The following is a 23,016-nucleotide window of genomic DNA, read 5'->3' on the forward strand; positions in this document are numbered from 1 at the left end:
CTAGAGAGCGATCAACTGAGGGGTGTGGATCCCGTGGGAGGAACGTATCCCTCGGGTAGGCGACGTGTTGATTTGTCGCCGAGTTTTTGGAAGAGGCCGAATTCAACCTGTTCGCCAAGATCAGGATCAATTCCTGCGAACACATCTCGGTAGAGGGTGCGAGCACCGTGCCAGATGTGACCGAAGAAGAAGAGCAGAGCGAAGGTTGCGTGGCCGAAGGTGAACCAGCCGCGGGGCGAGCTGCGGAACACGCCGTCTGAGTTATAGGTTTCGCGATCGAACTCGAAACCTTCTCCCAGTTGGGCCTTGCGAGCTAAGCGCTTGACTTCGGCAGGGTCTGTGAAGACTTTCCCATCAAGAGAACCGCCGTAGACAGTTGCAGTAACGCCTCTCTGTTCGAAGGAGTACTTGGCCTCGGCGCGTCGGAACGGAATGTCGGCGCGAACGATGCCGTCGTTGTCTTCGAGAATGACGGGGAAGTTCTCAAAAAAGTTGGGAAGACGACGCACTTGAAGTTCGCGTCCTTCTTTGTCGGTGAAGACAGGATGACCAATCCATCCGGTTGCAAGACCATCTCCATTCACCATCGGGCCAACGCGGAACAGGCCACCTTTGGCAGGACTGTTGCCCACGTAGTCGTAGAAGGCGAGTTTTTCAGGAATGGCAGCGTAGGCCTCATCGACGGTGGCCCCTTCATCAAGGGCCGTCTGAACGCGGCGATTGATTTCGGTTTTGAAGTAGCTCTGATCCCACTGATAACGAGTGGGGCCAAACAACTCAACAGGGGTTGCAGCTGCGCCGTACCACATGGTTCCTGCCACGATGAAAGCAGCGAAGAACACAGCTGCGATTGCACTAGCAAGAACAGTCTCGATGTTTCCCATCCGCAAGGCCTTATAGAGGCGCTCCGGCGGTCGAGTCGTGATGTGGAAAATACCGGCAATGATGCCCACGATGCCTGCGGCAATGTGGTGGGCAACAATTCCTCCTGGATTGAATGGGTTGAAGCCTTCCGGTCCCCATGACGGTTGAACCGCCTCTAGATGACCGGTTAACGCATAGGGATCAGAAATCCACATGCCAGGTCCGAAGACACCGGTGAGGTGAAAAGCACCAAATCCAAAGCAACCCAAGCCTGCAAGAAGGAGGTGGATGCCGAAAATTTTCGGAAGGTCTAGAGCTGGTTCGCCCGTACGGGGGTCTTGCCAGATTTCAAGATCCCAATACGTCCAGTGCCAAATCGCAGCAAGCATGAGTAAGCCGCTGAAGACGATATGAGCGGCTGCGACGCCTTCGAAGCTCCAGAAGCCAGGATCGACTCCTGTTTCTCCGGTGATACTCCAGCCTCCCCAGCTTCCGGTGACGCCCAGTCGTGACATGAAGGGCATGACAAACATGCCCTGACGCCACATGGGGTTCAGAACTGGATCCGATGGATCAAAAATTGCGAGTTCGTAGAGGGCCATCGAGCCGGCCCAGCCGGCAACGAGGGCAGTGTGCATGAGGTGCACGGCCAAGAGTCGGCCTGGGTCGTTAATAACGACGGTGTGCACCCGATACCAGGGCAATCCCATGGGTCAGGTTCAGGTGGAACGGAGCTGCTGATGCAGACAGACCTAGCGATCGTAAGGGGTTCGCTCGATTGAGTGGGGCGTGTTGTCGCGAGCTGCAATGTCTTGTGTTGAGACCCCTTGATTTGTTTTCCTCACTGTCCTGTCAGTGCTTCCGCCCTTTGGCTGCCGCATTCGGCTCTGGCTGAGGGGGTTACAAAACGCAACCTTTGGGCGCAAAGTGGGCGTTTATTGCTGGAGCACTCCATGCCAGTCATTCGTTTTCTGCGTGAGGGACGTGATGTGGAGTGTTATCCAGGTGAAAATCTGCGTGATGTCGCTCTGCGCGAAAACATCGAGCTCTACGGCTTGAAGGGGCAACTGGGAAATTGCGGTGGGTGTGGTCAGTGCATCACCTGTTTTGTTGATGTTGTGGGATCCGACGCCGACTCCCCCCTAACAGCTCGAACCGTTGTTGAGGACAACAAGCTCAGGCGTCGCCCTGAGTCCTGGAGATTGGCTTGTCAGGCACTTGTAGAGCAATCCGTGATCGTGCTGACTCGTCCGCAGGTTCGCTTGGCGGAACTTGATAAGAAAAAGGCAGCGGCTCGCGCTGAAGCCCTGCCAGCCGGGCCAACGTCATGGCCGATTGACGAGAGCGCTGACGAGGCGGAGGAAGGGTCTGAACAGGAGACTGCAACCGATTCGCCTGCTACGCCCAGTGACGAGGGGTGAGCTGAAGTTCATCGTTGCTCCCGAACGATGATACGTTCGGCCTTGCATCATTAATCGCCCATGGAAACCAACGATCTCGGCTTCGTTGCCAGCCTCATGTTCGTCCTGGTTCCGACGGTGTTTCTGATCGTCTTGTTCATCCAGACCAACAGCCGAGAAGGTTCCTCCTGATCGACTGCTGGCACAGGTCTGCTCCGGTTTAATTCTTTTCTGGTTCGCGGACCAGAAGAACCGGAGCAGGCGCGTGGACTCGGATGTAGTCGCTGATTGAGCCGCCAAGGAGCTTGTCCAGATCCACAAGACCTCTTGCAACAAGAGGTCGCCTGTCCTGTGACGCGATCACCACGAGGTCGGCACCGATCTCTTCGGCTGCTTGGCAAACACCTCGACCAATGTCCGGATTCGCCACGTGCATTGGTTTCAGTTCAACGCCCATGCTCCGAGCGCGTTGAACTGCGGCAGTCAGCAAGCCGTCGGCTTTGTTGTCTCCTCCACGGGAGGCTGATAAGTCTTGCCTGGCAATGTGAACGCCAGTGAGCTGACCGCCAGGGATGTCGCGAATCATTTCGCAAGCAATCCGGAGTGCGTCATCGCCAACCCCAGTTCCGTCAATGGTCACCATGAGCCGATTCACGTGGCGGACGTAGAGGTCGTCACGGACCAGCAACATCGGACGTGTTGAGAGCTGAAACACGTATTGGCTGGTGCTGTTGGACAGGATCGACTGGAGGCGACCAAGGCCTCTGGATCCCATCACAATTAAGTCGGCATTGATTTCTTCAGCCACCTTGAGAACGGTTTGCTTGGCATCCCCTTGGCGGATGATCGAATTCACGTCACTCGGATCAAGGCCTAATTGAGTCACCGCCTTGGACAGCAGGCTTCCTGCTGTCGTCCAGTGGTCTTCTGAGTTGACCTTGCCTTGCTCAGAAACCACGTGGAGCAGGTTGATACGAGCTGCTCTGAACCCTGGAAGGTCACGGAGCATCCGCACCATTTCTCCGACATGCCCTTTGCCGGAATCAGCAATCAGAAGATTCTTGAACACGATGAAGAGTTAGGTCTGCTTCAGCCTATGGCTGATGCTCCAGGCCGTGTTGATGGTGACTGAGAGCGTTACGCGCCTTCCTTGGCGATTGAACAAGCGTGTGCTGCCACAACACACCGATCACGGCGGTGTGATGTGGCACGGCGCCTACGTCGGTTGGTTGGAAGAGGCTCGTGTTGAAGCACTCGCGGCGGTAGGCCTGCCCTATCGACTGATGGCGCTTGAAGGGTTGGAAATGCCAGTTGTTCGCTTGGAGATGTCCTACAAGCGAGCCCTCATGCATGGCGACCAGGTTGTGCTTCAAAGCCACGCACTTGCGCCAGAGGGTCCCCGCTGGCGCTGGCAGACGCAGCTGTTAAGGGCCGATGGTGATTGCGCCTTCGAGGCCCATGTGGAGTTGGTTTTGGTCCGTCTCAACGGAGACAGGCGTCAGGTTTTGCGCCGACCACCAGCGTCTGTTGCAGGAGCGCTAGAGCTGTTGATCCAAGGACCGTCCCAATAATGTGCTAGTACATTTATACTTGCTCTGAGCTGTTGGGAGAGCGTGGCTGGTGGTGGCTGTGGATCTCATGTCCCGGCCTCGGTGTTGCCAGGATTAGGGCTCTTAGGGCTGTTGCTCAAGCCCATCAGGTGACCTTGGCAGAGCTGTGGTCATGGCCCCTCTTGCGTTTGCAAGCAGCCCTGCGCTGGCCCGACTCCTTGATGGCGCGTGTCGAGGCTTATCGGTTGAGCAAAGGGACGTCCCCCAGCCTTTTGGTTCCAGACAATGCTCTGTTTCCCCTGGATCAGGACTGGCCGATCTCGTTCGATTTGTTGAAGCGTCCTCCACTTGCTGTGCACTGGTCAGGGAGGACGCAGTGCTGGCCTTTCTTATCCGCTCAAAAGGCTGTCGCGGTGGTGGGAACGCGCCGACCATCGGATCATGGCTGTCGGATGGCCTATGCGCTTGGTCAGTGCCTCGCCCGTGCTGGTTGGCCCGTGGTGAGTGGTCTTGCTGAAGGCATTGATGCCGCCTCTCACCGTGGTTGTCTTGCAGCGGGTGGACTTCCGGTTGGCATTTTGGGCACGCCATTGGATCGTGTGTATCCGCCTGAGCATGAGGCTCTGCAGGCCCAAGTTGAGGCTGCTGGCTTGTTGTTGAGCGAATGGCCTTGCGGTGCTCGGGTGCAGCGATCCAACTTTGCGTTGCGGAATCGCCTGTTGGTGAGTGTGGCTTGTGCCTTGGTGGTGGTTGAGTGCCCTGAGACAAGCGGCTCGCTGCTATCCGCCCAGATCGCGCGCACTCAGAATTGTCCTGTTTGGGTGGTTCCAGGGGATGCGCTGCGTTGGTCTTGTGAGGGCAGCAATGCTTTGTTGCAGGAGGGGGCAACGCCTTTGTTATCGCCTGAGTCATTGCTGGCTGTCCTTGGACCAGGACCGCTTGCCGCCGCGAGGTCTGCGTCGATGCCATTGGACCGATCCCGGTCTTCAGCAGAGCGGAATCCTTCACTTCTGCGTTGCGTTGATGAAGGGCTCACGCTTGAACAGCTGTCTGCAGCACTGAGCTGCAGTCCAACGCAGGTGGCCCATGAGTTGTTGCAGCTTGAGCTCGAGGGTGTCATCGAGCCCAAGCCTGGTTTGCGTTGGCGGTCCGTTTAATCTGATCAGATGGGCGTTATTCGCTGCAAGGGAACAGATCTACTGGTGTGGAGGCGTGAGCTGATCCGTCGGGGTGGACGCGCTGTGGATTTGGATTGGCTGCTTTCGATGGCCGCAGATTGCTCTTGGGGTGATCTTCAAAAACTACGAATTTGCCCAGATGTTGAGATCGAACTGAGTGCCCCGTTGCACGACCTCACGGATCTTTGGACTCGGCATCGCGATCAGCACATTCCTCTTCAGCACTTGGTTGGCCTTTGTCCATGGCGAGATTTTGAGCTGGAGGTGTCGTCCGACGCCTTGATCCCCCGTCAAGAAACTGAGCTGCTCATCGACTTCGCTTTGCAGTGTTTGCCAGAGGATGCATGCCATCTGGAAGGGATCTGGGCCGACTTGGGAACGGGCTCTGGAGCTTTGGCGGTGGCTCTTGCCCGTGTTCTCCCTCACTGGCAGGGGCATGCCGTGGACTCCAGTGCCAGTGCGCTTGCTCTTGCTGAACGCAATCTGATGGCCCTCGCTGGCAACAGTGGTTGGCAACTCCATCGCGGCAGTTGGTGGGAACCGCTCAAACCATGGTGGGGACAGTTTGGCCTTGTGCTGAGTAACCCGCCCTACATCCCAACGGCTGTGATCGATGAACTCGAGCCCGTCGTTAAAGACCATGAGCCCCATCTGGCTCTGTGTGGCGGTGGTGATGGACTCGACTGCTGTAGGCAGATCATTCGGGATGCCCGCAAAGCATTAGCGCCAGGCGGCTGGATTCTCTTGGAACACCACCACGACCAGAGTGCGATGGTGCTGGAGTTGCTCACTGATGCAGGTCTTGAACGGCCAGAAGCCCGTTATGACCTTCAGGGCATTCCCCGCTTTGCTCTTGCTCAGCGAGCTTGCCAATCCATAACTTCCGATCCGTCGATGGAGGAACGATGACGATCAACCCTCTCAATCTGTTGGATCGCGACGGTATCAATGCGCATTTGCGTGCTGGGGGCGCCGCCCTACTCCCAACAGACACCCTTCCGGCACTGGTTGCGGCGCCAGAGCAGGCGGCTCAAATTTGGCGCTTAAAAAAACGGCCCCAAGACAAGCCGTTAATTCTGATGGGTGCTGATGTTGAAGGGTTGTTGTGTCATGTCTCCCCAGCTGCTCGAGCTGATGCCAGTTTCCTTGCCCAACGGCACTGGCCAGGGGCCCTCACCCTGGTGCTACCAGCTTTTGGTCCCGTTGCAGAAGTCCTCAATCCTGGAGTGGCAACCCTTGGTTTGCGCATCCCAGCTTGCAAGGCCATGTTGGATCTACTGCGTTGCAGCGGTCCGCTTGCTACGACCAGTGCCAATGTGTCGGGAGAGCCCTCGAGTCGAACTGAAATAGAGGCGGCTCGAGCCTTTCCAGATTTGCCATTGCTTTCACCGATCCCTTGGCCTGCCCCGTCCTGTCAAGCGAGTTCAGTGATTGCTTGGCGAGGACCTCAAGGCTGGCATTGGCTTCGCAGAGGCGCTGTGATGCCAGCAGGAGTAGTGAGCCTTCCTGAATGCTCTGGTTGATTGCTTCGTTGATTTTGCTTCAAACCGCCATTCACTGGCTGTTTGAACCTGTGGTCCAATTGCTCACGCCATGGCTTGGTTTGGACTTGCTCCCATGGCTATTGGCCATCATTGGGATTTGGATTTTTACAGGTCGTTCAAGCCGCTGAGCTCACCGTGGAGCTGCAGAGCTGAGCGTGATGGATGGATCTTCTCTGAAGCCGGCTAACGGATTTGAACCGATGACCTTCGCTTTACAAAAGCGCTGCTCTACCACTGAGCTAAGCCGGCATTGAAGGGAGTTTACCGCTGCACGTTCTCGTGGACTCCGAATGGGTGCGGAGCCACCACATTGAAAGTTCAAGTCGTGACCGGCAACCACTTTTATCGAGTGCGTTGCTGATGTGACTTTCAACCGTGCGGATGCTCACCACCAGCCTGGAAGCAATAGCTCGATTGCTAAGCCCCTCCAGGAGGAGTTGGACCACGGTGATTTCTGCGGGGGTGAAGGCTTGCTCAGCCATGGGTTCTGGAACTGCTTCCAGAACCATTCCCCCTTTAATCAGATTTGGGATTGGTTGATGCAACCGGTCGACGAAACGGCAAGTTGGCAACAAGGGCCGTTACACGATCTTCGGTTTCCAGGCTCACATCGCCTTCCTCCAGATCAATGTCAACGTACTTAGCCACTACTTCAAAAATTTCACGACGCATTTGGTCGAGGAGCTCAGGGCTTAGATCACTGCGGTCGTGCGCCAGAACGAGTTGAAGCCTGTCTCTAGCAGTACTGGCGCTTGCTGGTTGACGTCCCAGCAATTTGTCGACGAGGTCACGGAGAGTCATCGGTTCAGAAGATCTTCGTTTGCATCAAGCGGCGCACTGTGGCCCGAAGGCCCGAACGCTCCTTGGAAGGATCCAGCAATGGGATATCTTCTCCTTGAAGGCGGCCAGCGATATTGCCGTAGGCCTTGGCTGCTGGTGATTTTGTTCCATTCAGGGTGAGAGGTTCACCTCGATTGGTGCTCACGATCACCTGCTCATCTTCCAGCACTAATCCGAGCAAGGGGAGAGCCAGGATATCGGTGACGTCATCCACAGCCAACATCTCTTGATTGGCCATCATCTTGGGTCTTACCCGATTCAGAACGAGTTGAACTGGGTTCACCCCATGGGTGTTGAGCAATCCGATCACGCGATCCGCATCACGCACAGCTGACACTTCAGGAGTGGTGATCACAATCGCTTCACGCGCTGCGGCAACGGCGTTCTTAAATCCGTCTTCAATGCCTGCGGGGCAGTCGATCAGCACGTAATCGAAACGTTTTTCAAGCATGGAGGCAATGGCCTGCATGTCTTCTGGTTTGAGCCACTCGAGCATCCGCGGGTTGCCAGCGGGTAACAACGCCAGATTGGGAACTTGCTTGTGCTTCACAAGGGCCTGGTCCAAGCGGCAGGTCTCGGCTAAAACCTCTTGAGCTGTATAGACAATTCGATTTTCGAGTCCTAGCAGCAAATCAAGGTTCCTCAAACCGAAGTCGGCATCCAGGACAACGGTGCTGGACCCACGCTGGGCCAGGGCAATTCCCAAGTTGGCCGTCAGGGTGGTCTTACCGACGCCACCCTTGCCGGAGCAAATCAGGATTGTTCGCGAATTTGACGTCACGTTGTCGCGGTGGATTTGGCCAGGTTAAGGGCTAGTGCTCTTGATTGTTCGAATCGGCAGAAAGCTCTTGCATTGACAAGTCACTGCGGGGATCAGCAGGCTCGATCGAAATCACTCCATCCACAATCCGGGCTTCCTCCGCAAGTCCAGGTTGGGGTTTCTCCTCTGGTCCCCTGGCTACTAGATCCGCAATTCGTAGCTGCAGGGGACGGAGTTGTAATGCCGTGATGCGTGCATTTCGATCGCCTTCAACTCCTGCATGGGCACAGCCACGAAGGCGTCCCCAGATCAGAACGTTCCCCCCGGCACTGATTTGGGCGCCAGGATTGACATCGCCAATGAGCAAAACGTGGTGGCGTGCTTTGAGGTGGTCTCCCGATCGCAGGGTTGCACGATGCGTCAATAGGGCTGGGGCCTGCTGTTCTTCAGGGCGATTGGAAAGCGAATCAGCAAGCTGCGGGGTGGTGAGCTGAGCTGGAATGCCCAGGGCGTTGGCGCTGACCACGGTGAGGGGATTGCAGCTTTTGATCGAGAGCAATCGACATCTGCGTTCTTTTAGTTGAGCTTGAAAGGCAGAAAGCACCCGGCCATTGAGTAACCACTCGCCGCTGTCCAATTCGAGATCCTTGCCCTCAAGGCCATTGAGTTGGTCCTCCAGGGTGTCTTGCCAAGGGATGTGCCGATTGGTGGGCAGAACCAGGCGATGGCATGCCGCTTGAAGGGTCTCTTCGGTCAAAGCCACCGACGTGATCAAGAGTGGAAATTGACGTTAAATCTGCGCCAGGTATTGGCCCACCTTTCGTTTCAGTTCCTGACTGATTTGCTTTGGATAGATCAGCCAGCTGGTGCTGACAGGCTTGCTCAAGCTTTTAACGAGTGCTGAGCTTTGCTCGAGTGCTTGAAGTTGCTGGCCATTCCAGAGCCTCAGCCCCCCGCGATAGGGGTGATATCCATGCAGTTGTTGATGGCGTAGACCGCAACTCAAACTCGGATCCAATCCCTTTGCTTCGGCCAATCCCCGTGCGAGAGCCAAGCATTCGAGCTGTTTCTCCTTGGAGAGGCTGTCCACATCGAGAGCTTTGAGGAGTCGGCGGTTGAGAAACCGATCACAGAGATCAGCGAGCGGGCGAGGGGCTTCCTCTCGCCAGCGCAACAGGTGATAGCCCGTTCGCAGGTCATCGTTAGCCAAATAGGCCTCCAGGTCGAGCTCATGGGCTGACCACAGCCAGCAGCGCATCGTGGAATCTGTCCAAACCTGATCGGGGCCTAGCTCACGGGCTAGGCGGATCATTTGCTCCAGCAGCCAATTGCACACCACATTGAGACGGTGGTTGTAAACACTGCGGTACATCAGGTTTCGCACCACGAGGTAGTGCTCAACCGCCATTAGACCCTTGGGATGAATCGCGAGTTCTCCATCTGGTGCCAGGGTCAGTGCGGCCAGAATTCTCCCTAAATCCAGTTGGCCATAGCTCGTCCCTGTGCTGTAGCTATCTCGCAGCAAGTAATCGAGCCTGTCGCAATCGAGTTGGCTGCTAACGAGGTCTTTAATCACTCTCCGCTCTGAGGTGCCGTGTTCTAGGAGAGCAGCCACAGCTTCTGAGCTTCCTGGTTGGAATCGTTCGAGTGGCTCCCGGATCGAAGGGTGCTCTCGAACGATGCGTGCGGACCATCGTTCATGGTGAGTACCAAACATTTCCTCCCCGGTGTGGCTCAGGGGCGCATGACCCAAGTCATGAAGCAGGGCTGCCGCATAGAGCACTCCCCGATGAGGTTCCAGTGATGAATCCATGGCCAACAGACGCTGAAAGGCCTGTCGCGCGATGTGGAACACGCCAAGAGAGTGGGTGAACCGGCTCGATTCAGCGCCGTGAAAGGTTAAAAACGCAGGCCCGAGCTGACGAATGCGCCGAAGCCTTTGGAAGGGGGCTGCGTCAACGAGCTCGAGCACCAGCGCTTCAGCTGGGTCGTCTGAATGAAGTGCGATGCCGCCATGAAGAGGGTCGTGATAGGTGCGGCTGCTCATGCCGTTTCTGCCATCTCCTCTGAATTAATGGCATCGGCTGTTGGAAGAGATTCGGCGGTCTTGCGATCGATGATGGCCTCCAGTACCCGTGCTGCATCCGTAAGCCAGCGGTCTCCTTCGCCCCCGGGGTTCAGTGGCTCGGGCTGATCCAGCAAGCGATCTGGTGTAATTCCTTGCCCCTGAATGTCACGTCCGCTTGGGGTGACATAGCCGGCCACGGTCACGGCCAAACCACTTCCATCACTCAGGTTGGTCAGGGTCTGGATGAGCCCTTTGCCAAAGGTTTCACTGCCGAGCAGCAGCGAACGATCGTTGTCTTGTAGAGCCCCCGCAAGAATCTCGCTTGCACTTGCGGTGCCGGCATTAACGAGGGTCACCATCGGACCGTCGTACAGCGTGGTTGGGTTCGATTGAATGGGATCAGCAATCCCGTCTCGATTGCGTGTTTCCACGATGGGGTCTTGGTCCAGGAAGGCGTCAGCAACGGCGAGTCCGCCGCTGACGAGCCCCCCAGAGTTGTTTCGAAGATCAAGAACCACGCCTTCCACTCCCTTATCGGTGAGTTCTTGCAAAGCTTCTTGCACTTGTTTCGGCACGCCTTCGCTGAACTGCGTGATGCGTAAGTGGCCAAGGGTATGCGTATCACTCCGAAGGCGCCGAGTGCGAACAGGGCGCAAGTCAACATTGCGCCGTTCCAATGAAAGCTCTTCTGTTTCTCCATTAGGGGGTTGCACGGTCAGCAAAACCTGCGTTCCCACATCCCCTCGCAAGCGTGCTGCGGTGGTTTCAAGTCCCAGTAGAGCGGTGGATTCTCCGTTCACCGCCAGCAGGGCGGCGCCGCTGACCACGCCAGCGTCAGCGGCGGGTGATCCCTCGAGTGCAGCGATCACAACAACTGAGTCTTCATCGTTGTGATGGCCGAGTTGAAGTCCTACGCCACTCAGGCTTCCGGAGTTGCTGGACTTCATGACGGAGTAATCGTCAGGTCTCAATAAGCGTGTGTAGGGATCATCGAGGGGCTCAAGCATGGTCTCGATGGCGCTGTAGGCCTGCTCGCTGGTTTCGATCGTTTGCTCGAGAGCCTTCTGTCGTAGACGCTTCCAGTGAATACGGTCGAAACTCGAGGGGTCGACATAGCTCTGATTCACCAGGCGCCAGGTTTCAACTACCAACTGCTGGGCGTCGTTGAGAGCCAGAGCAGGCGCTGGAATGAAGAGGCTGCAAACCAAAAGGGCGGCCAAGCCGGAGGCCAGCTGCTGCAGGCCTTTTTTCATGTAATTAACAATCGGCAACATCAGCTTCATTCTGTCGCGTCGGCTGGAGCGTCATCGGTAGACTGCCGCAATCCAAACCGACCTTTGCATGGCGAACTCCTCACCTGTCTACGACTGGTTCCAGGAACGTCTTGAAATCCAGGACATCGCTGATGATTTCAGCACCAAGTACGTTCCGCCCCACGTCAATATTTTTTATTGCCTGGGCGGCATCACACTTGTTTGTTTCTTGATTCAGTTCGCGACCGGGTTCGCGATGACTTTCTATTACAAGCCCACTGTTGCTGAGGCTTACAGCTCAGTTCAGTACCTGATGACAGATGTGAGCTTCGGGTGGCTCATTCGCTCAGTTCACAGATGGAGCGCCTCGATGATGGTGCTCATGCTGATTCTTCACGTTTTCCGCGTGTATCTCACGGGTGGCTTTAAACGTCCCCGTGAGCTCACTTGGGTCACCGGCGTGACGATGGCTGTGATCACCGTTTCTTTCGGTGTCACCGGCTATTCACTCCCTTGGGATCAAGTTGGCTATTGGGCCGTCAAGATTGTTTCTGGAGTGCCTGCTGCCATTCCAGTTGTTGGTGACTTCATGGTTGAACTGTTGCGTGGTGGTGAGAGCGTTGGTCAATCCACACTCACTCGCTTCTACAGCCTTCACACGTTTGTGATGCCTTGGTTGCTTGCTGTCTTCATGCTCATGCACTTCTTGATGATCCGTAAGCAGGGCATTTCTGGTCCTTTGTGATCCATTTCAGTTGCTTTACGCACTGATTCAAGTTTCGAACTTTCCCACTTACCGTTCGTTCATTACCGCTTCGCACCATGCATATTCTCAAGAAGCCTGATCTCACCGATCCCAAGCTGCGGGCCAAGCTCGCCAAAGGCATGGGGCACAATTATTACGGTGAGCCTGCATGGCCCAACGATCTTCTCTACATCTTTCCTGTAGTGATCCTTGGAACCATCGCTTGCATCGTTGGGCTCTCTGTTTTGGATCCAGCCATGCTGGGTGACAAGGCTGATCCTTTTGCAACTCCTCTGGAGATCCTTCCTGAGTGGTATCTGTACCCGGTGTTTCAGATCCTTAGGGTTGTTCCTAACAAGCTTCTGGGTATTGCATTGCAAACCTTGGTACCCCTTGGTTTGATGCTCATCCCCTTCATCGAGAGCTTCAACAAGTTTCAGAACCCATTCCGTCGTCCTATCGCGATGGCAGTGTTCTTGTTCGGTACAGCTACCACCATTTATTTGGGAATCGGTGCTGCGATGCCTATCGACAAGTCACTCACTCTCGGTTTGTTCTGAACCGATTAGCTCAAAAAAAACCCCTAGCTCATCGCTGGGGGTTTTTTAATGTGCGGCGTTTTTGAGCTGTTGCTCTAAGACCCCGGTGTTCCGTCAAGGTCGAGCATCTCCACATCATCAGGATTCACTCTCAGGAAGTGGTGGAGCAGAAGAAATCCAACGATGGTCCAAGTCTGATAGGTGCGTGATTGCTGGCCCATCCAAGTGCCTGTTGGGCCATCAAAATATTCTGCCCACTGCTGCCTTGGCAGTTGGTTGAGTTGGCTCCAGTAACAATCCTCCAGCATTGACTTCATCTGTCCCATCAGCAGGATGTCTGCATTGGGATGACGGCGCTCATGGAGGAGGATCGAGGCCCCGAAATACCAGAGAAGGCTCGGCCAATGGCCGCCATTGTGGTAGCTCCACGGCCAGTTCTTAGGGTCCGATCCGGTCTTGTTCTGCCACTCCAGGGTTTCCATGGGTGGGTGGCAAATACGCATCGGCATCTGGGCCATCAGATGATTGCGGTTGTGAAGTGTGAGGCGAAATAGTGCTCGTTGTTGTGGCGCTGTGAGAAGTCCGAAGAGGCAGCCAAGAGAGTTGCCAAGACTGTAAAAACGGAAATCGGGCCTGCCTGTACGGATGTTGCCGATGAGATAGCCACCGCGGTTCTCGAGCCAGTCCTGCAGCCAATCAGGGATCACTTGGGGCTGCACATTGAATTCGTTTTGGTGCTGATTGTCGCCGTATTGCTCTGTGGGTCTTCGCCTTAAAACTTGCATCGTCTTGCTGGTCACCCAGTAGTGCTTCAGCAGAAACTTGCGGAGGTCATGAATCCACTGGCGCGTAAGCACCAAGCGTTGGTCGAGCAGACGACTGTTTTGATTCCGTCGGCCGAGCTCCATGAGCTGAGCACAGCAACGGAGGGAGGCATACAGGAGTACTTCAACTTCTAGGGGCGCACCCCATACGTCCATCGGACGATCGATCATGAAGGCACAATCGGGCACAAACAGCACCGGTGTGCCCTCAAACGTGGGGTGAAGCACGAGATCCAACAACAGTTGGACTCCTCGTTGGACGCCAGGTGTGGATCCAAATTCTTCGTCTCCACTGGCTTTGACGTACATCGAGCAGAGGACTGGCCACCAGAGACTGGCGTCGACAGAGGTGATCCTTCCGATCGACCGTTGGCCGTAATCGGCAATGAGTTCTCCGTTCTCCTCAACAAAGCTGGTTGGGAACACGCCACGGGTTTGATAAGTGGTGCTCTGGAGGTCGAGGCAGATCTGCAGGAACTGTTTGACGATCTTGAACCGTTTTTGCGTCAACAGGTAGACCATCACTGGCACGTTGTCGCGCAGGAAGATTTCGCCGTAGTTGAGAGCTTCGTCGGCACTGGGGTGCTGCAGAGCAGCAACGCTGCCCGCAAGGCTGCCTGCAATGGGAATCAGCGTGCGTTCGAAATGCTCTTTGGCCTTTTGAACGACCTGGTCTTCTTTGGAGCTGGGACGAACCCGCTGGTTCTGTTGGCTGAAGCGTTCGGCCAAGGTGCTGTTGCAACCATTGCTCAAAACTTAGTGATGGAGCTTGCTTTGGCCAGTGGAAGCAAGTCTTGAGATGCGGAAGGAAGGGTGAGAGTTGCAAAAAGGGCAGTGATTGGGTTATGGTTTTGGACTGCGCAGGGGAGCACTGCTCCGACGCGCAGTCTCGGGACGTAAAGAGCGAAAGCTTGGAGTGTTCTGAGGGTTCTTACGAGATTGAGGGAGCGATCCCACGATGTTGTAAGTTTCAAAGGCGGTCGCGAGACCGCAGGCCGCACGTCTCTGAAAGGGGACGCAAGGCTAGAACCTGGACAACCGAAAAGTTTAGGAACTGACGCTTTTATCGCGTTTAGTTTGAGTTAAGACCGCAAGGTTTTAAGGAGAGCTGAATGATATTGCGATAGAGGTGTGAGGTCCCGTCAACAAAATTTTAGTTGCGTAGAAGCATTGTGCTTACAACTTGAAGGTTTTCACGAACCTTTTGGTTGTCGGTGTGCGCAATGTGGAGCAACGACCGGATCTGAGATCCTGGAAAGTCAAACAAGGAAGAAATTCTAAATTTGCACTCTTGTGAATCCTTCTGTCAGAGGAAGGGTGCGACAACTGCAAGCAGTACGCCAGTGCTGTGGAGTGGGTGAAGCAAGTCAATCTGAGGTGAAAGCCAAAAGGGGTTGATCTACAACGGAGAGTTTGATCCTGGCTCAGGATGAACGCTGGCGGCGTGCTTAACACATGCAAGTCGAACGAACCTTCGGGTTAGTGGCGGACGGGTGAGTAACGCGTGGGAATCTGCCCTCAGGAGGGGGATAACGGCCGGAAACGGCCGCTAATACCCCATATGCCGAGAGGTGAAATGAATTTCGCCTGAGGATGAGCCCGCGTCTGATTAGCTAGTTGGTGAGGTAAGAGCTCACCAAGGCATCGATCAGTAGCTGGTCTGAGAGGATGATCAGCCACACTGGGACTGAGACACGGCCCAGACTCCTACGGGAGGCAGCAGTGGGGAATTTTCCGCAATGGGCGAAAGCCTGACGGAGCAACGCCGCGTGAGGGATGAAGGCCTCTGGGCTGTAAACCTCTTTTATCAAGGAAGAAGATCTGACGGTACTTGATGAATAAGCCACGGCTAATTCCGTGCCAGCAGCCGCGGTAATACGGGAGTGGCAAGCGTTATCCGGAATTATTGGGCGTAAAGCGTCCGCAGGCGGCCCAACAAGTCTGCTGTTAAAAAGTGGAGCTTAACTCCATCATGGCAGTGGAAACTGTTGGGCTAGAGTGTGGTAGGGGCAGAGGGAATTCCCGGTGTAGCGGTGAAATGCGTAGATATCGGGAAGAACACCAGTGGCGAAGGCGCTCTGCTGGGCCATCACTGACGCTCATGGACGAAAGCCAGGGGAGCGAAAGGGATTAGATACCCCTGTAGTCCTGGCCGTAAACGATGAACACTAGGTGTCGGGGGAATCGACCCCTCCGGTGTCGTAGCCAACGCGTTAAGTGTTCCGCCTGGGGAGTACGCACGCAAGTGTGAAACTCAAAGGAATTGACGGGGGCCCGCACAAGCGGTGGAGTATGTGGTTTAATTCGATGCAACGCGAAGAACCTTACCAGGGTTTGACATCCTGCGAATCTCTTGGAAACTTGAGAGTGCCTTCGGGAACGCAGTGACAGGTGGTGCATGGCTGTCGTCAGCTCGTGTCGTGAGATGTTGGGTTAAGTCCCGCAACGAGCGCAACCCACGTCTTTAGTTGCCAGCATTTAGTTGGGCACTCTAGAGAGACCGCCGGTGATAAACCGGAGGAAGGTGTGGATGACGTCAAGTCATCATGCCCCTTACATCCTGGGCTACACACGTACTACAATGCTACGGACAAAGGGCAGCAAGTTCGCGAGGACAAGCAAATCCCATAAACCGTAGCTCAGTTCAGATCGTAGGCTGCAACTCGCCTACGTGAAGGAGGAATCGCTAGTAATCGCAGGTCAGCATACTGCGGTGAATACGTTCCCGGGCCTTGTACACACCGCCCGTCACACCATGGAAGTTGGCCATGCCCGAAGCCGTTACTCCAACCCTTGTGGAGGAGGACGTCGAAGGTGGGGCTGATGACTGGGGTGAAGTCGTAACAAGGTAGCCGTACCGGAAGGTGCGGCTGGATCACCTCCTAACAGGGAGACAAACAACGATTTTGATGTCTGAGTTTATTTATTCTTAGGCCAAAATCCTGTCACCTTAGGTCGATCGGTACCTCAACTTTGAAGCTAAGAGAATCCAGCAATGGATGCCTGCTTAGTGGAGATTTTTAGTTCCTAAACTTTGTCTAGTTCACAACCCATTAGGGATGAGACTCCTGGGCCATTAGCTCAGGTGGTTAGAGCGCACCCCTGATAAGGGTGAGGTCCCTGGTTCAAGTCCAGGATGGCCCATTCGGTGTAGGGGGTTTAGCTCAGTTGGTAGAGCGCCTGCTTTGCAAGCAGGATGTCAGGAGTTCGAGTCTCCTAACCTCCACTGACTACCAAAATCCCCATCTCCAAAGCCTGGAGTATGAACTCGTATGGATTGTGATTTAGATGTGTCCGCTAGATGACCCTAGCTTCTTGTCATTTTAAGGCATGGAAATGATTCCATGATATTTAATTGATAGGATGCTGGGCTCGATGCAATGTATTGAGAGATCGATGCATTGTTTTGATGTCTGGTCGAACCTTGACAACTGCATAGTAAGTCTGGAAAGAATAAAGCATCTTTATGGATGCATCATTCTTGAATGTTAATTCATGATGGGATGGTGTTAATTCTAAGCAAGAGCCGAGACTCCAGCATGTTCTTTCAAATGTGTCGAGCATTTGAGAGTTTGATTTTAATTTCTATTCGTAGAAGTTAGAAGAATCTGTTTCAACGACAGCAATCGTGTTGGAGATACATTGGTCAAGCTACAAAGGGCTCACGGCGGATACCTTGGCACACAGAGGCGATGAAGGACGTGGTTACCTGCGATAAGTCTCGGGGAGCTGGAAACACGCTTTGATCCGGGAATTTCCGAATGGGGCAACCCTTAAAACGGCCAGCTGAATCTATAGGCTGGCGCGAGCCAACCCAGCGAACTGAAACATCTTAGTAGCTGGAGGAAAGGAAAGTAAAAACGACTCCCTAAGTAGCGGCGAGCGAACGGGGAAGAGCCTAAACCAATGGTTTCGACCATTGGGGTTGTGGGACAGCAACGTGGATCAGGAATGTTAGTGGAAGTGTTTGAAAGACATGCCACAGAGGGTGAAAGCCCCGTACACGAAAACTGAACTGACCTAGCTGTATCCCGAGTAGCACGGAGCACGTGGAATTCCGTGTGAATCAGCGAGGACCACCTCGTAAGGCTAAGTACTCCTGTGTGACCGATAGCGAAACAGTACCGCGAGGGAAAGGTGAAAAGAACCCCGGGAGGGGAGTGAAATAGAACATGAAACCGTGAGCCTACAAGCAATGGGAGCCCTACTAATAGGGTGACCGTGTGCCTGTTGAAGAATGAGCCGGCGACTTATAGGCACTGGCGGGTTAAACCGGAAATGGTGGAGCCATAGCGAAAGCGAGTCTGAATAGGGCGTTTGTCAGTGTTTATAGACCCGAACCCGGGTGATCTAACCATGGCCAGGATGAAGCTTGGGTGATACCAAGTGGAGGTCCGAACCGACTGACGTTGAAAAGTCAGCGGATGAGCTGTGGTTAGGGGTGAAATGCCAATCGAACCCGGAGCTAGCTGGTTCTCCCCGAAATACGTTGAGGCGTAGCGTCTCGTGCTCCAGCAGGGGGGTAAAGCCACCATTTCGGTGCGGGCTGCGAGAGCGGTACCAAATCGAGATGAACTCTGAATACCCTGTGTGTAGCGAGGCAGTCAGACTGTGGGGGATAAGCTCCATGGTCGAGAGGGAAACAGCCCAGACCGCCAGCTAAGGTCCCCAAATCAACACTAAGTGATAAAGGAGGTGGGATTGCCCAGACAACCAGGAGGTTTGCCTAGAAGCAGCCATCCTCAAAGGAGTGCGTAATAGCTCACTGGTCGAGCGATCCTGCGCCGAAAATGAATGGGGCTAAGTGTTGTACCGAAGCTGCGGATTTATGGTAGGGGAGCGTTCTATGTGGGGCGAAGCGTTAGCGTGAGCGGGCGTGGACTGCATAGAAGTGAGAATGTCGGCTTGAGTAGCGAAAACATGGGTGAGAATCCCATGCACCGAAACCCTAAGGGTTCCTCCGGCAGGCTCGTCCGCGGAGGGTTAGTCTGGACCTAAGGCGAGGCCGAAAGGCGTAGTCGATGGATAACAGGTCAACATTCCTGTACCGGTTATGTTTTGGGAAGAGGGACGGAGAAGGCTAGCCAAGCCAGATGTTGGTTACTGGTTCAAGCGTCCGAGGCGTTGAGGATCGGCGAAAACGATCCGAGCTGAGGCGTGAGTACGAGCTGCTACGGCAGCGAAGTTGGTGATGTCATGCTTCCAAGAAAAGCTCTATACCCGTTAAGACATAACTGCCAGTACCCGAAACCGACACAGGTGGGGTGGTAGAGAATACCGAGGTGCGCGAGGTAACTCTCTCTAAGGAACTCGGCAAAATGGCCCCGTAACTTCGGGAGAAGGGGTGCCACAGCAATGTGGTCGCAGTGAAGAGGCCCTGGCGACTGTTTACCAAAAACACAGGTCTCCGCTAAGTCGCAAGACGATGTATGGGGGCTGACGCCTGCCCAGTGCCGGAAGGTTAAGGAAGCCGGTCAGCGTAAGCGAAGCTGGCGACTGAAGCCCCGGTGAACGGCGGCCGTAACTATAACGGTCCTAAGGTAGCGAAATTCCTTGTCGGGTAAGTTCCGACCCGCACGAAAGGCGTAACGATCAGGGCGCTGTCTCGGAGAGAGGCTCGGCGAAATAGAATTGTCTGTGAAGATGCGGACTACATACACCCGGACAGAAAGACCCTATGAAGCTTTACTGTAGCTTGGTATTGTGCCCGGGCTCTGAATGCGCAGGATAGGTGGGAGATGTTGATCTAGTGCTCGTGGGTACTAGGGAGTCAATGGTGAGATACCACTCTTTCAGAGCTAGGGTTCTAACGTTCACCCGTTATCCGGGGAGCGGACAGTATCAGGTGGGCAGTTTGACTGGGGCGGTCGCCTCCTAAAAGGTAACGGAGGCGCGCAAAGGTTTCCTCAGGCTGGTTGGAAATCAGCCGACGAGTGCAAAAGCAGAAGGAAGCTTGACTGTGAGACCAACAAGTCGAACAGGGACGAAAGTCGGCTTTAGTGATCCGACGGTTCTGAGTGGAAGGGCCGTCGCTCAACGGATAAAAGTTACTCTAGGGATAACAGGCTGATCTCCCCCAAGAGTTCACATCGACGGGGAGGTTTGGCACCTCGATGTCGGCTCATCGCAACCTGGGGCTGAAGTCGGTCCCAAGGGTTGGGCTGTTCGCCCATTAAAGCGGTACGCGAGCTGGGTTCAGAACGTCGTGAGACAGTTCGGTCCATATCCGGTGTATGCGTAGGAATATTGAGAGGATTTCTCCCTAGTACGAGAGGACCGGGAGGAACGCACCTCTGGTGTACCAGTTATCGTGCCAACGGTAAACGCTGGGTAGCCATGTGCGGAGTGGATAACCGCTGAAAGCATCTAAGTGGGAAGCCCACCTCAAGATGAGTATTCCCATGGGGTAACCCAGTAAGGTCACGGGAAGAACACCCGTTGATAGGCTCTACGTCGAAGTTCAGTAATGGATGCAGCGGAGGAGTACTAATAGACCGAGGGCTTGACCAACACTTGGTTCTTGCCTTTAAAGACTTTATTCAATTCAGATTGCATCAATAAAACGAAAGTTAAGTTGATGCTGCTATGCAGTTCTCAGGGGTCAAACCTTGGGAATTTTCTATCCTGGTGTCCATAGCGCTGTGGAACCACTCCGATCCATCTCGAACTCGGTTGTGAAACGCAGCAGCGGCGACGATATTTGGGGGGTAGCCCCCTGAGAAAATAGCTCGATGCCAGGTAAAAACATTCCAAACGAAGAAAGCCATCCCTTGAAGGGGTGGCTTTTTTTGTGCTTATTGTCTTGTTAGTTTCGTTTTAATTGCTGCCAGCACCTGCCATGGCTACATTTAAACCTCTCAATAGGTTGGTTCGCTTGAGATGAGCGAGTGAGGAATGCAAGCAAAGTTAAGCCGCTCTTGCCGTGAAACCAGTGCCTTTGCTAAAGAGCTTTAGTGATTACATTTCGGCTATTGCGCCTTCTCGTTCTTTTGCCTGAACAAATCTACGGCAGAGGCCTTTACTCCAGAGTAGAGATGCATTTGATGTATTTAGTGATCGTTATATAGCGTTCTTGTTTTATTGGCCTGGCCATGGCTTTATGTAATATTGTTCTATGTTATTCCTTCTTTTTTTGTGATTAGATTGCACTGCTATGTCTGACAGCTAGAGCACCAGTGTGTACTGCGTCCTGCCAGCTTGATTCGCTCGATTGCTTTCCCGCATCTTGGACACGGCTGTCCTGTCCGCCTGTAAACCGCCGCTTGTCCTCCGTAATTGCCATTCACGCCTTCTAGATCCCTGAAATCACTAAACGTGGTTCCTCCGGCGCCAATACTTAGCTCCAGGATCTCGATCAGGCATTCCCTGAGTTTGTCTAATTGTTTGCGATTGAGTTGGCCAGCTGCGGTTTCCGGGCGAATACCCGCAGCAAACAAACTTTCATCGGCATAGATGTTGCCCGTGCCTGCCACGATGGACTGATCCAACAACGCTGCTTTAATGGAGCGCGTGGATCCTTTGAATCGCTCTTGTAAGTATTGCGTTTTGAAGTCTTGGCTAAAGGGTTCGGGTCCCAACTTTTTTAAGCCCGTGATAATCGACTCCACTGCAATATTGGGTGGGACCCACCACATTTCTGCGAAGCTTCTGAGGTCAACGAAGCGTAATTCTTGCCCCTTTGCATTCCAGAAGCGCACCCGTGTGTGTTTGCAGGGTGGAGTGTCGCCCTCAATCCACTGAAATTGGCCTGTCATGCGTAAGTGGACTCCCCAGTATCCAGCGTTCTCTTCAGGAGAATCTGGTTTGGATAATCCAGGACGATGCAGTTCTGCGTAGAGGTACTTTCCTCTTCTCGTCCAATCGCCAACACGGCAATTGACGAGTCCTGACTCAAAGCACTCTGGTCCGCCAGGACTTGCAATCGCCCTGTCCCGGCACACTTCAAGATCGCTGATGACGAATTGATCGAGACGATTCGCTAGTCCACGCCGAACCGTCTCAACTTCTGGGAGTTCGGGCAACGGCCTCAGGCCGGCTCGAGTTCCGCTTGAGCGAAATTATTGGTGTTGATTCCGCCTTCTGATCCGGAAATCCCGTTGTAGTTCACCTTCTCGAAGCGAACGACCACCGGGTAACGAATACCTGAGGTGTCGATGGACGCCACCGTGCCGACATCGTTGAACCAATAGGACTCAGGGCGCTTAATGCGCACCTTGTCACCGCGGGAAATAGCCATCGCTGCGCAGAAACGTTGATGCAATCCGAGAGTATCGCTGCGTGGTCACAAGATGGAGGGAGCGTCACAGAATGTCGTTCGCGCCTTGCCAAGATCGCAGCAGCGCCATGGCAGCATCCATCACCACCCCTTCAACCCCGCCTTTGACGAACCAGAGTCCCGAAGCACCCGCGTTCAATCTCGATCTTCCCGATCCTGAACGGGATGACATCAGCACGATGGAATTCCTGGCTCGTCTGGAGCAGGCTTGGGATGTGTGCGACAAATTTGATCTACAAACCGAAATTTGGCGTGGTCGCATCTTGAAATCGGTGCGCGATCGAGAAAAACGCGGTGGTGAAGGACGCGGTGCGGGCTTTTTGCAATGGCTTCGCGAACGGGAAATTAGTAAGACCAGGGCCTATGGATTGATTCAGTTAGCTGAATCGGAGCAAGGTTTGGTTGGTGACGGTTTGCTTGAACCATCAAGCGTGAACCAGTTTTCAAAACGGGCTTTTCTTGAAACCGCTTTGGCAGCTCCTGAAGTGCAGGTGATGATTGCGGAAGCTGCTAACGAGGGGCAGGAAATCACCCGCAAGCAGGTGCGCAGGCTTACGGATGATTTCACCTCTGCAACCAGTCCCTTGCTTCCGGATGAAATCCGTCAAAGGGCGCAAGAGAATTTGTTGCCATCCAAGGTTGTTGCGCCTCTCGTACGCGAATTGTCAAAGCTTCCTGAGCTTCAGCAGGAAGACTTCCGCAAGGTTCTACGCGATGAGCCGGAACTCGATCGGATCAAGGACGTCACCCATACGGCGCGCTGGATCACCAAAGCCACGGAATCAGGTGTTGCTGTTCGTGCTTTTCAACAGGGGGAACTCGACCTGGAGAAAGCAATGCAGGAGGCTCAGCGTCTCGACGCTCTGGGCTTGCTCGCCGATGCCGTAGGCCAGGCGCAGACGCTTGAGGCCGCGGTTCTCAAGTTGCATACCTCTTGGAGGCGGTTAGGTGGTCTGCATGAACGGCTGTGGGTTGAAAGCGGAAGCAGCACCCCTTACTTACGCGATGTCTTAACAGCGCTACAAACCTTGAGTGGAGCCACGATGCGGGTGTCGCTCGGGGAACTTGCTGGGGGCAAAAGGGTGAGACTTCAACTTGTTGAGGAGGCTCCTGACCAACTGGAGCCTCCGGTGATCCCCTAGATCTAGTGCTCGTTAAGGTGAAGGCACTATCTGT

The 23,016-nt window shown here is 54.4% G+C and carries 21 protein-coding genes, 3 tRNA genes and 3 rRNA genes; 15 read left to right on the forward strand and 12 right to left on the reverse strand.

The window, feature by feature from the left end; all coding sequences use genetic code 11:
• Positions 1-11 precede the first annotated feature (11 nt).
• Positions 12-1,574: a photosystem II chlorophyll-binding protein CP47 gene (psbB, locus tag SynSYN20_RS02840; RefSeq protein WP_186524654.1), complete on the reverse strand. Its 1,563-nt coding sequence runs from the start codon at positions 1,572-1,574 to the stop codon at positions 12-14.
• 243 nt (positions 1,575-1,817) lie between these two features.
• On the opposite strand from psbB, the gene SynSYN20_RS02845 reads away from it, so the two are divergent.
• Together SynSYN20_RS02845 and psbM are read left to right on the forward strand one after the other, a co-directional pair.
• Positions 1,818-2,285, forward strand: a complete 468-nt coding sequence (locus SynSYN20_RS02845) for a 2Fe-2S iron-sulfur cluster-binding protein (protein WP_186524655.1) — start codon at positions 1,818-1,820, stop codon at positions 2,283-2,285.
• A gap of 60 nt (positions 2,286-2,345) precedes the next feature.
• A complete protein-coding gene (gene psbM / locus SynSYN20_RS02850; RefSeq protein WP_006854919.1) occupies positions 2,346-2,456 on the forward strand; it encodes a photosystem II reaction center protein PsbM in 111 nt (36 codons plus the stop codon).
• A gap of 28 nt (positions 2,457-2,484) precedes the next feature.
• On the opposite strand, the gene SynSYN20_RS02855 is transcribed toward psbM, so the two are convergent.
• A complete protein-coding gene (locus tag SynSYN20_RS02855; RefSeq protein ID WP_186524656.1) occupies positions 2,485-3,333 on the reverse strand; it encodes a universal stress protein in 849 nt (282 codons plus the stop codon).
• A 52-nt stretch (positions 3,334-3,385) separates the two neighbouring features.
• Here SynSYN20_RS02855 and SynSYN20_RS02860 point away from each other — a divergent pair, with 52 nt between their 5' ends.
• From SynSYN20_RS02860 to SynSYN20_RS02880, 5 genes are read left to right on the forward strand one after another with little or no spacing between them, the layout of a single operon-like run.
• Positions 3,386-3,835 carry an acyl-CoA thioesterase gene (locus tag SynSYN20_RS02860; protein ID WP_186525401.1) on the forward strand — a complete coding sequence of 150 codons (450 nt, stop codon included), beginning with the start codon at positions 3,386-3,388 and terminating at the stop codon, positions 3,833-3,835.
• Between the two features lie 29 nt (positions 3,836-3,864).
• Entirely contained in the window at positions 3,865-4,971 is a 1,107-nt protein-coding gene (locus SynSYN20_RS02865) for a DNA-processing protein DprA (RefSeq protein WP_186525402.1), read from the forward strand.
• 9 nt (positions 4,972-4,980) lie between these two features.
• A complete protein-coding gene (gene prmC / locus SynSYN20_RS02870; RefSeq protein WP_186524657.1) occupies positions 4,981-5,901 on the forward strand; it encodes a peptide chain release factor N(5)-glutamine methyltransferase in 921 nt (306 codons plus the stop codon).
• Positions 5,898-6,515, forward strand: a complete 618-nt coding sequence (locus tag SynSYN20_RS02875; protein WP_186524658.1) for an L-threonylcarbamoyladenylate synthase — start codon at positions 5,898-5,900, stop codon at positions 6,513-6,515. The genes prmC and SynSYN20_RS02875 overlap by 4 nt, the downstream gene beginning before the upstream one ends.
• Positions 6,516-6,523: 8 nt before the next feature.
• Positions 6,524-6,664, forward strand: a complete 141-nt coding sequence (locus SynSYN20_RS02880) for a hypothetical protein (protein WP_186525748.1) — start codon at positions 6,524-6,526, stop codon at positions 6,662-6,664.
• A gap of 49 nt (positions 6,665-6,713) precedes the next feature.
• Here the strand turns inward: SynSYN20_RS02880 and SynSYN20_RS02885 are convergent.
• From SynSYN20_RS02885 to ctpZ, 7 genes are all read right to left on the reverse strand, one after another.
• Positions 6,714-6,785, reverse strand: a tRNA-Thr gene (locus SynSYN20_RS02885).
• Positions 6,776-7,045: a response regulator transcription factor gene (locus SynSYN20_RS02890; protein ID WP_186524659.1), complete on the reverse strand. Its 270-nt coding sequence runs from the start codon at positions 7,043-7,045 to the stop codon at positions 6,776-6,778. The genes SynSYN20_RS02885 and SynSYN20_RS02890 overlap by 10 nt, the downstream gene beginning before the upstream one ends.
• A 7-nt stretch (positions 7,046-7,052) precedes the next feature.
• A complete protein-coding gene (gene minE / locus SynSYN20_RS02895; protein WP_186524660.1) occupies positions 7,053-7,337 on the reverse strand; it encodes a cell division topological specificity factor MinE in 285 nt (94 codons plus the stop codon).
• Between the two features lie 4 nt (positions 7,338-7,341).
• Entirely contained in the window at positions 7,342-8,157 is an 816-nt protein-coding gene (gene minD, locus SynSYN20_RS02900) for a septum site-determining protein MinD (protein WP_186524661.1), read from the reverse strand.
• A gap of 31 nt (positions 8,158-8,188) precedes the next feature.
• The gene (gene minC, locus SynSYN20_RS02905; protein WP_255444391.1) at positions 8,189-8,899 is read right to left on the reverse strand and encodes a septum site-determining protein MinC; all 711 of its coding nucleotides are present in this window, start codon (positions 8,897-8,899) and stop codon (positions 8,189-8,191) included.
• A 27-nt stretch (positions 8,900-8,926) separates the two neighbouring features.
• Positions 8,927-10,183: an HD domain-containing protein gene (locus SynSYN20_RS02910; RefSeq protein ID WP_186524663.1), complete on the reverse strand. Its 1,257-nt coding sequence runs from the start codon at positions 10,181-10,183 to the stop codon at positions 8,927-8,929.
• The gene (gene ctpZ, locus SynSYN20_RS02915) at positions 10,180-11,478 is read right to left on the reverse strand and encodes a carboxyl-terminal processing protease CtpZ (protein WP_255444392.1); all 1,299 of its coding nucleotides are present in this window, start codon (positions 11,476-11,478) and stop codon (positions 10,180-10,182) included. Before ctpZ ends, SynSYN20_RS02910 begins: the two co-directional genes overlap by 4 nt.
• 67 nt (positions 11,479-11,545) lie before the next feature.
• On the opposite strand from ctpZ, the gene petB reads away from it, so the two are divergent.
• Together petB and petD are read left to right on the forward strand one after the other, a co-directional pair.
• A complete protein-coding gene (gene petB, locus SynSYN20_RS02920) occupies positions 11,546-12,202 on the forward strand; it encodes a cytochrome b6 (RefSeq protein ID WP_006854932.1) in 657 nt (218 codons plus the stop codon).
• 77 nt (positions 12,203-12,279) lie between these two features.
• Entirely contained in the window at positions 12,280-12,762 is a 483-nt protein-coding gene (gene petD, locus SynSYN20_RS02925; protein WP_006854933.1) for a cytochrome b6-f complex subunit IV, read from the forward strand.
• A 74-nt stretch (positions 12,763-12,836) separates the two neighbouring features.
• Here the strand turns inward: petD and SynSYN20_RS02930 are convergent, their stop codons facing one another.
• Positions 12,837-14,294: a glycoside hydrolase 100 family protein gene (locus SynSYN20_RS02930; RefSeq protein ID WP_186524665.1), complete on the reverse strand. Its 1,458-nt coding sequence runs from the start codon at positions 14,292-14,294 to the stop codon at positions 12,837-12,839.
• Positions 14,295-14,966: 672 nt separating this feature from the next.
• Here SynSYN20_RS02930 and SynSYN20_RS02935 point away from each other — a divergent pair.
• The 5 genes from SynSYN20_RS02935 to rrf all read left to right on the forward strand — a co-directional run bounded on the left by SynSYN20_RS02935 (position 14,967) and on the right by rrf (position 20,305).
• A 16S ribosomal RNA gene (locus tag SynSYN20_RS02935) occupies positions 14,967-16,451 on the forward strand.
• A 184-nt stretch (positions 16,452-16,635) separates the two neighbouring features.
• Positions 16,636-16,709 (forward strand) — tRNA-Ile (locus tag SynSYN20_RS02940).
• Positions 16,710-16,718: 9 nt separating this feature from the next.
• Positions 16,719-16,791, forward strand: a tRNA-Ala gene (locus SynSYN20_RS02945).
• 418 nt (positions 16,792-17,209) lie between these two features.
• A 23S ribosomal RNA gene (locus SynSYN20_RS02950) occupies positions 17,210-20,075 on the forward strand.
• A gap of 113 nt (positions 20,076-20,188) precedes the next feature.
• Positions 20,189-20,305 (forward strand): 5S ribosomal RNA (gene rrf / locus SynSYN20_RS02955).
• The 16S, 23S and 5S rRNA genes sit together here with 2 tRNA genes alongside, the layout of an rRNA operon.
• 411 nt (positions 20,306-20,716) lie before the next feature.
• Here rrf and SynSYN20_RS02960 read toward each other — a convergent pair.
• Together SynSYN20_RS02960 and SynSYN20_RS02965 are read right to left on the reverse strand one after the other, a co-directional pair.
• The gene (locus SynSYN20_RS02960; protein ID WP_186524666.1) at positions 20,717-21,586 is read right to left on the reverse strand and encodes a DNA-formamidopyrimidine glycosylase; all 870 of its coding nucleotides are present in this window, start codon (positions 21,584-21,586) and stop codon (positions 20,717-20,719) included.
• 5 nt (positions 21,587-21,591) lie between these two features.
• Positions 21,592-21,801 (reverse strand): photosystem I reaction center subunit IV, encoded by a 210-nt coding sequence (locus SynSYN20_RS02965; RefSeq protein WP_186524667.1) that lies wholly within the window; start codon positions 21,799-21,801, stop codon positions 21,592-21,594.
• Between the two features lie 218 nt (positions 21,802-22,019).
• Here SynSYN20_RS02965 and SynSYN20_RS02970 point away from each other — a divergent pair, with 218 nt between their 5' ends.
• Positions 22,020-22,982, forward strand: coding sequence for a hypothetical protein (locus tag SynSYN20_RS02970; protein WP_255476410.1), 963 nt, complete (start codon positions 22,020-22,022; stop codon positions 22,980-22,982).
• The last annotated feature ends 34 nt before the right edge of the window (positions 22,983-23,016 follow it).

This window comes from Synechococcus sp. SYN20 (assembly GCF_014279555.1).
Lineage (GTDB): Bacteria > Cyanobacteriota > Cyanobacteriia > PCC-6307 > Cyanobiaceae > Synechococcus_C.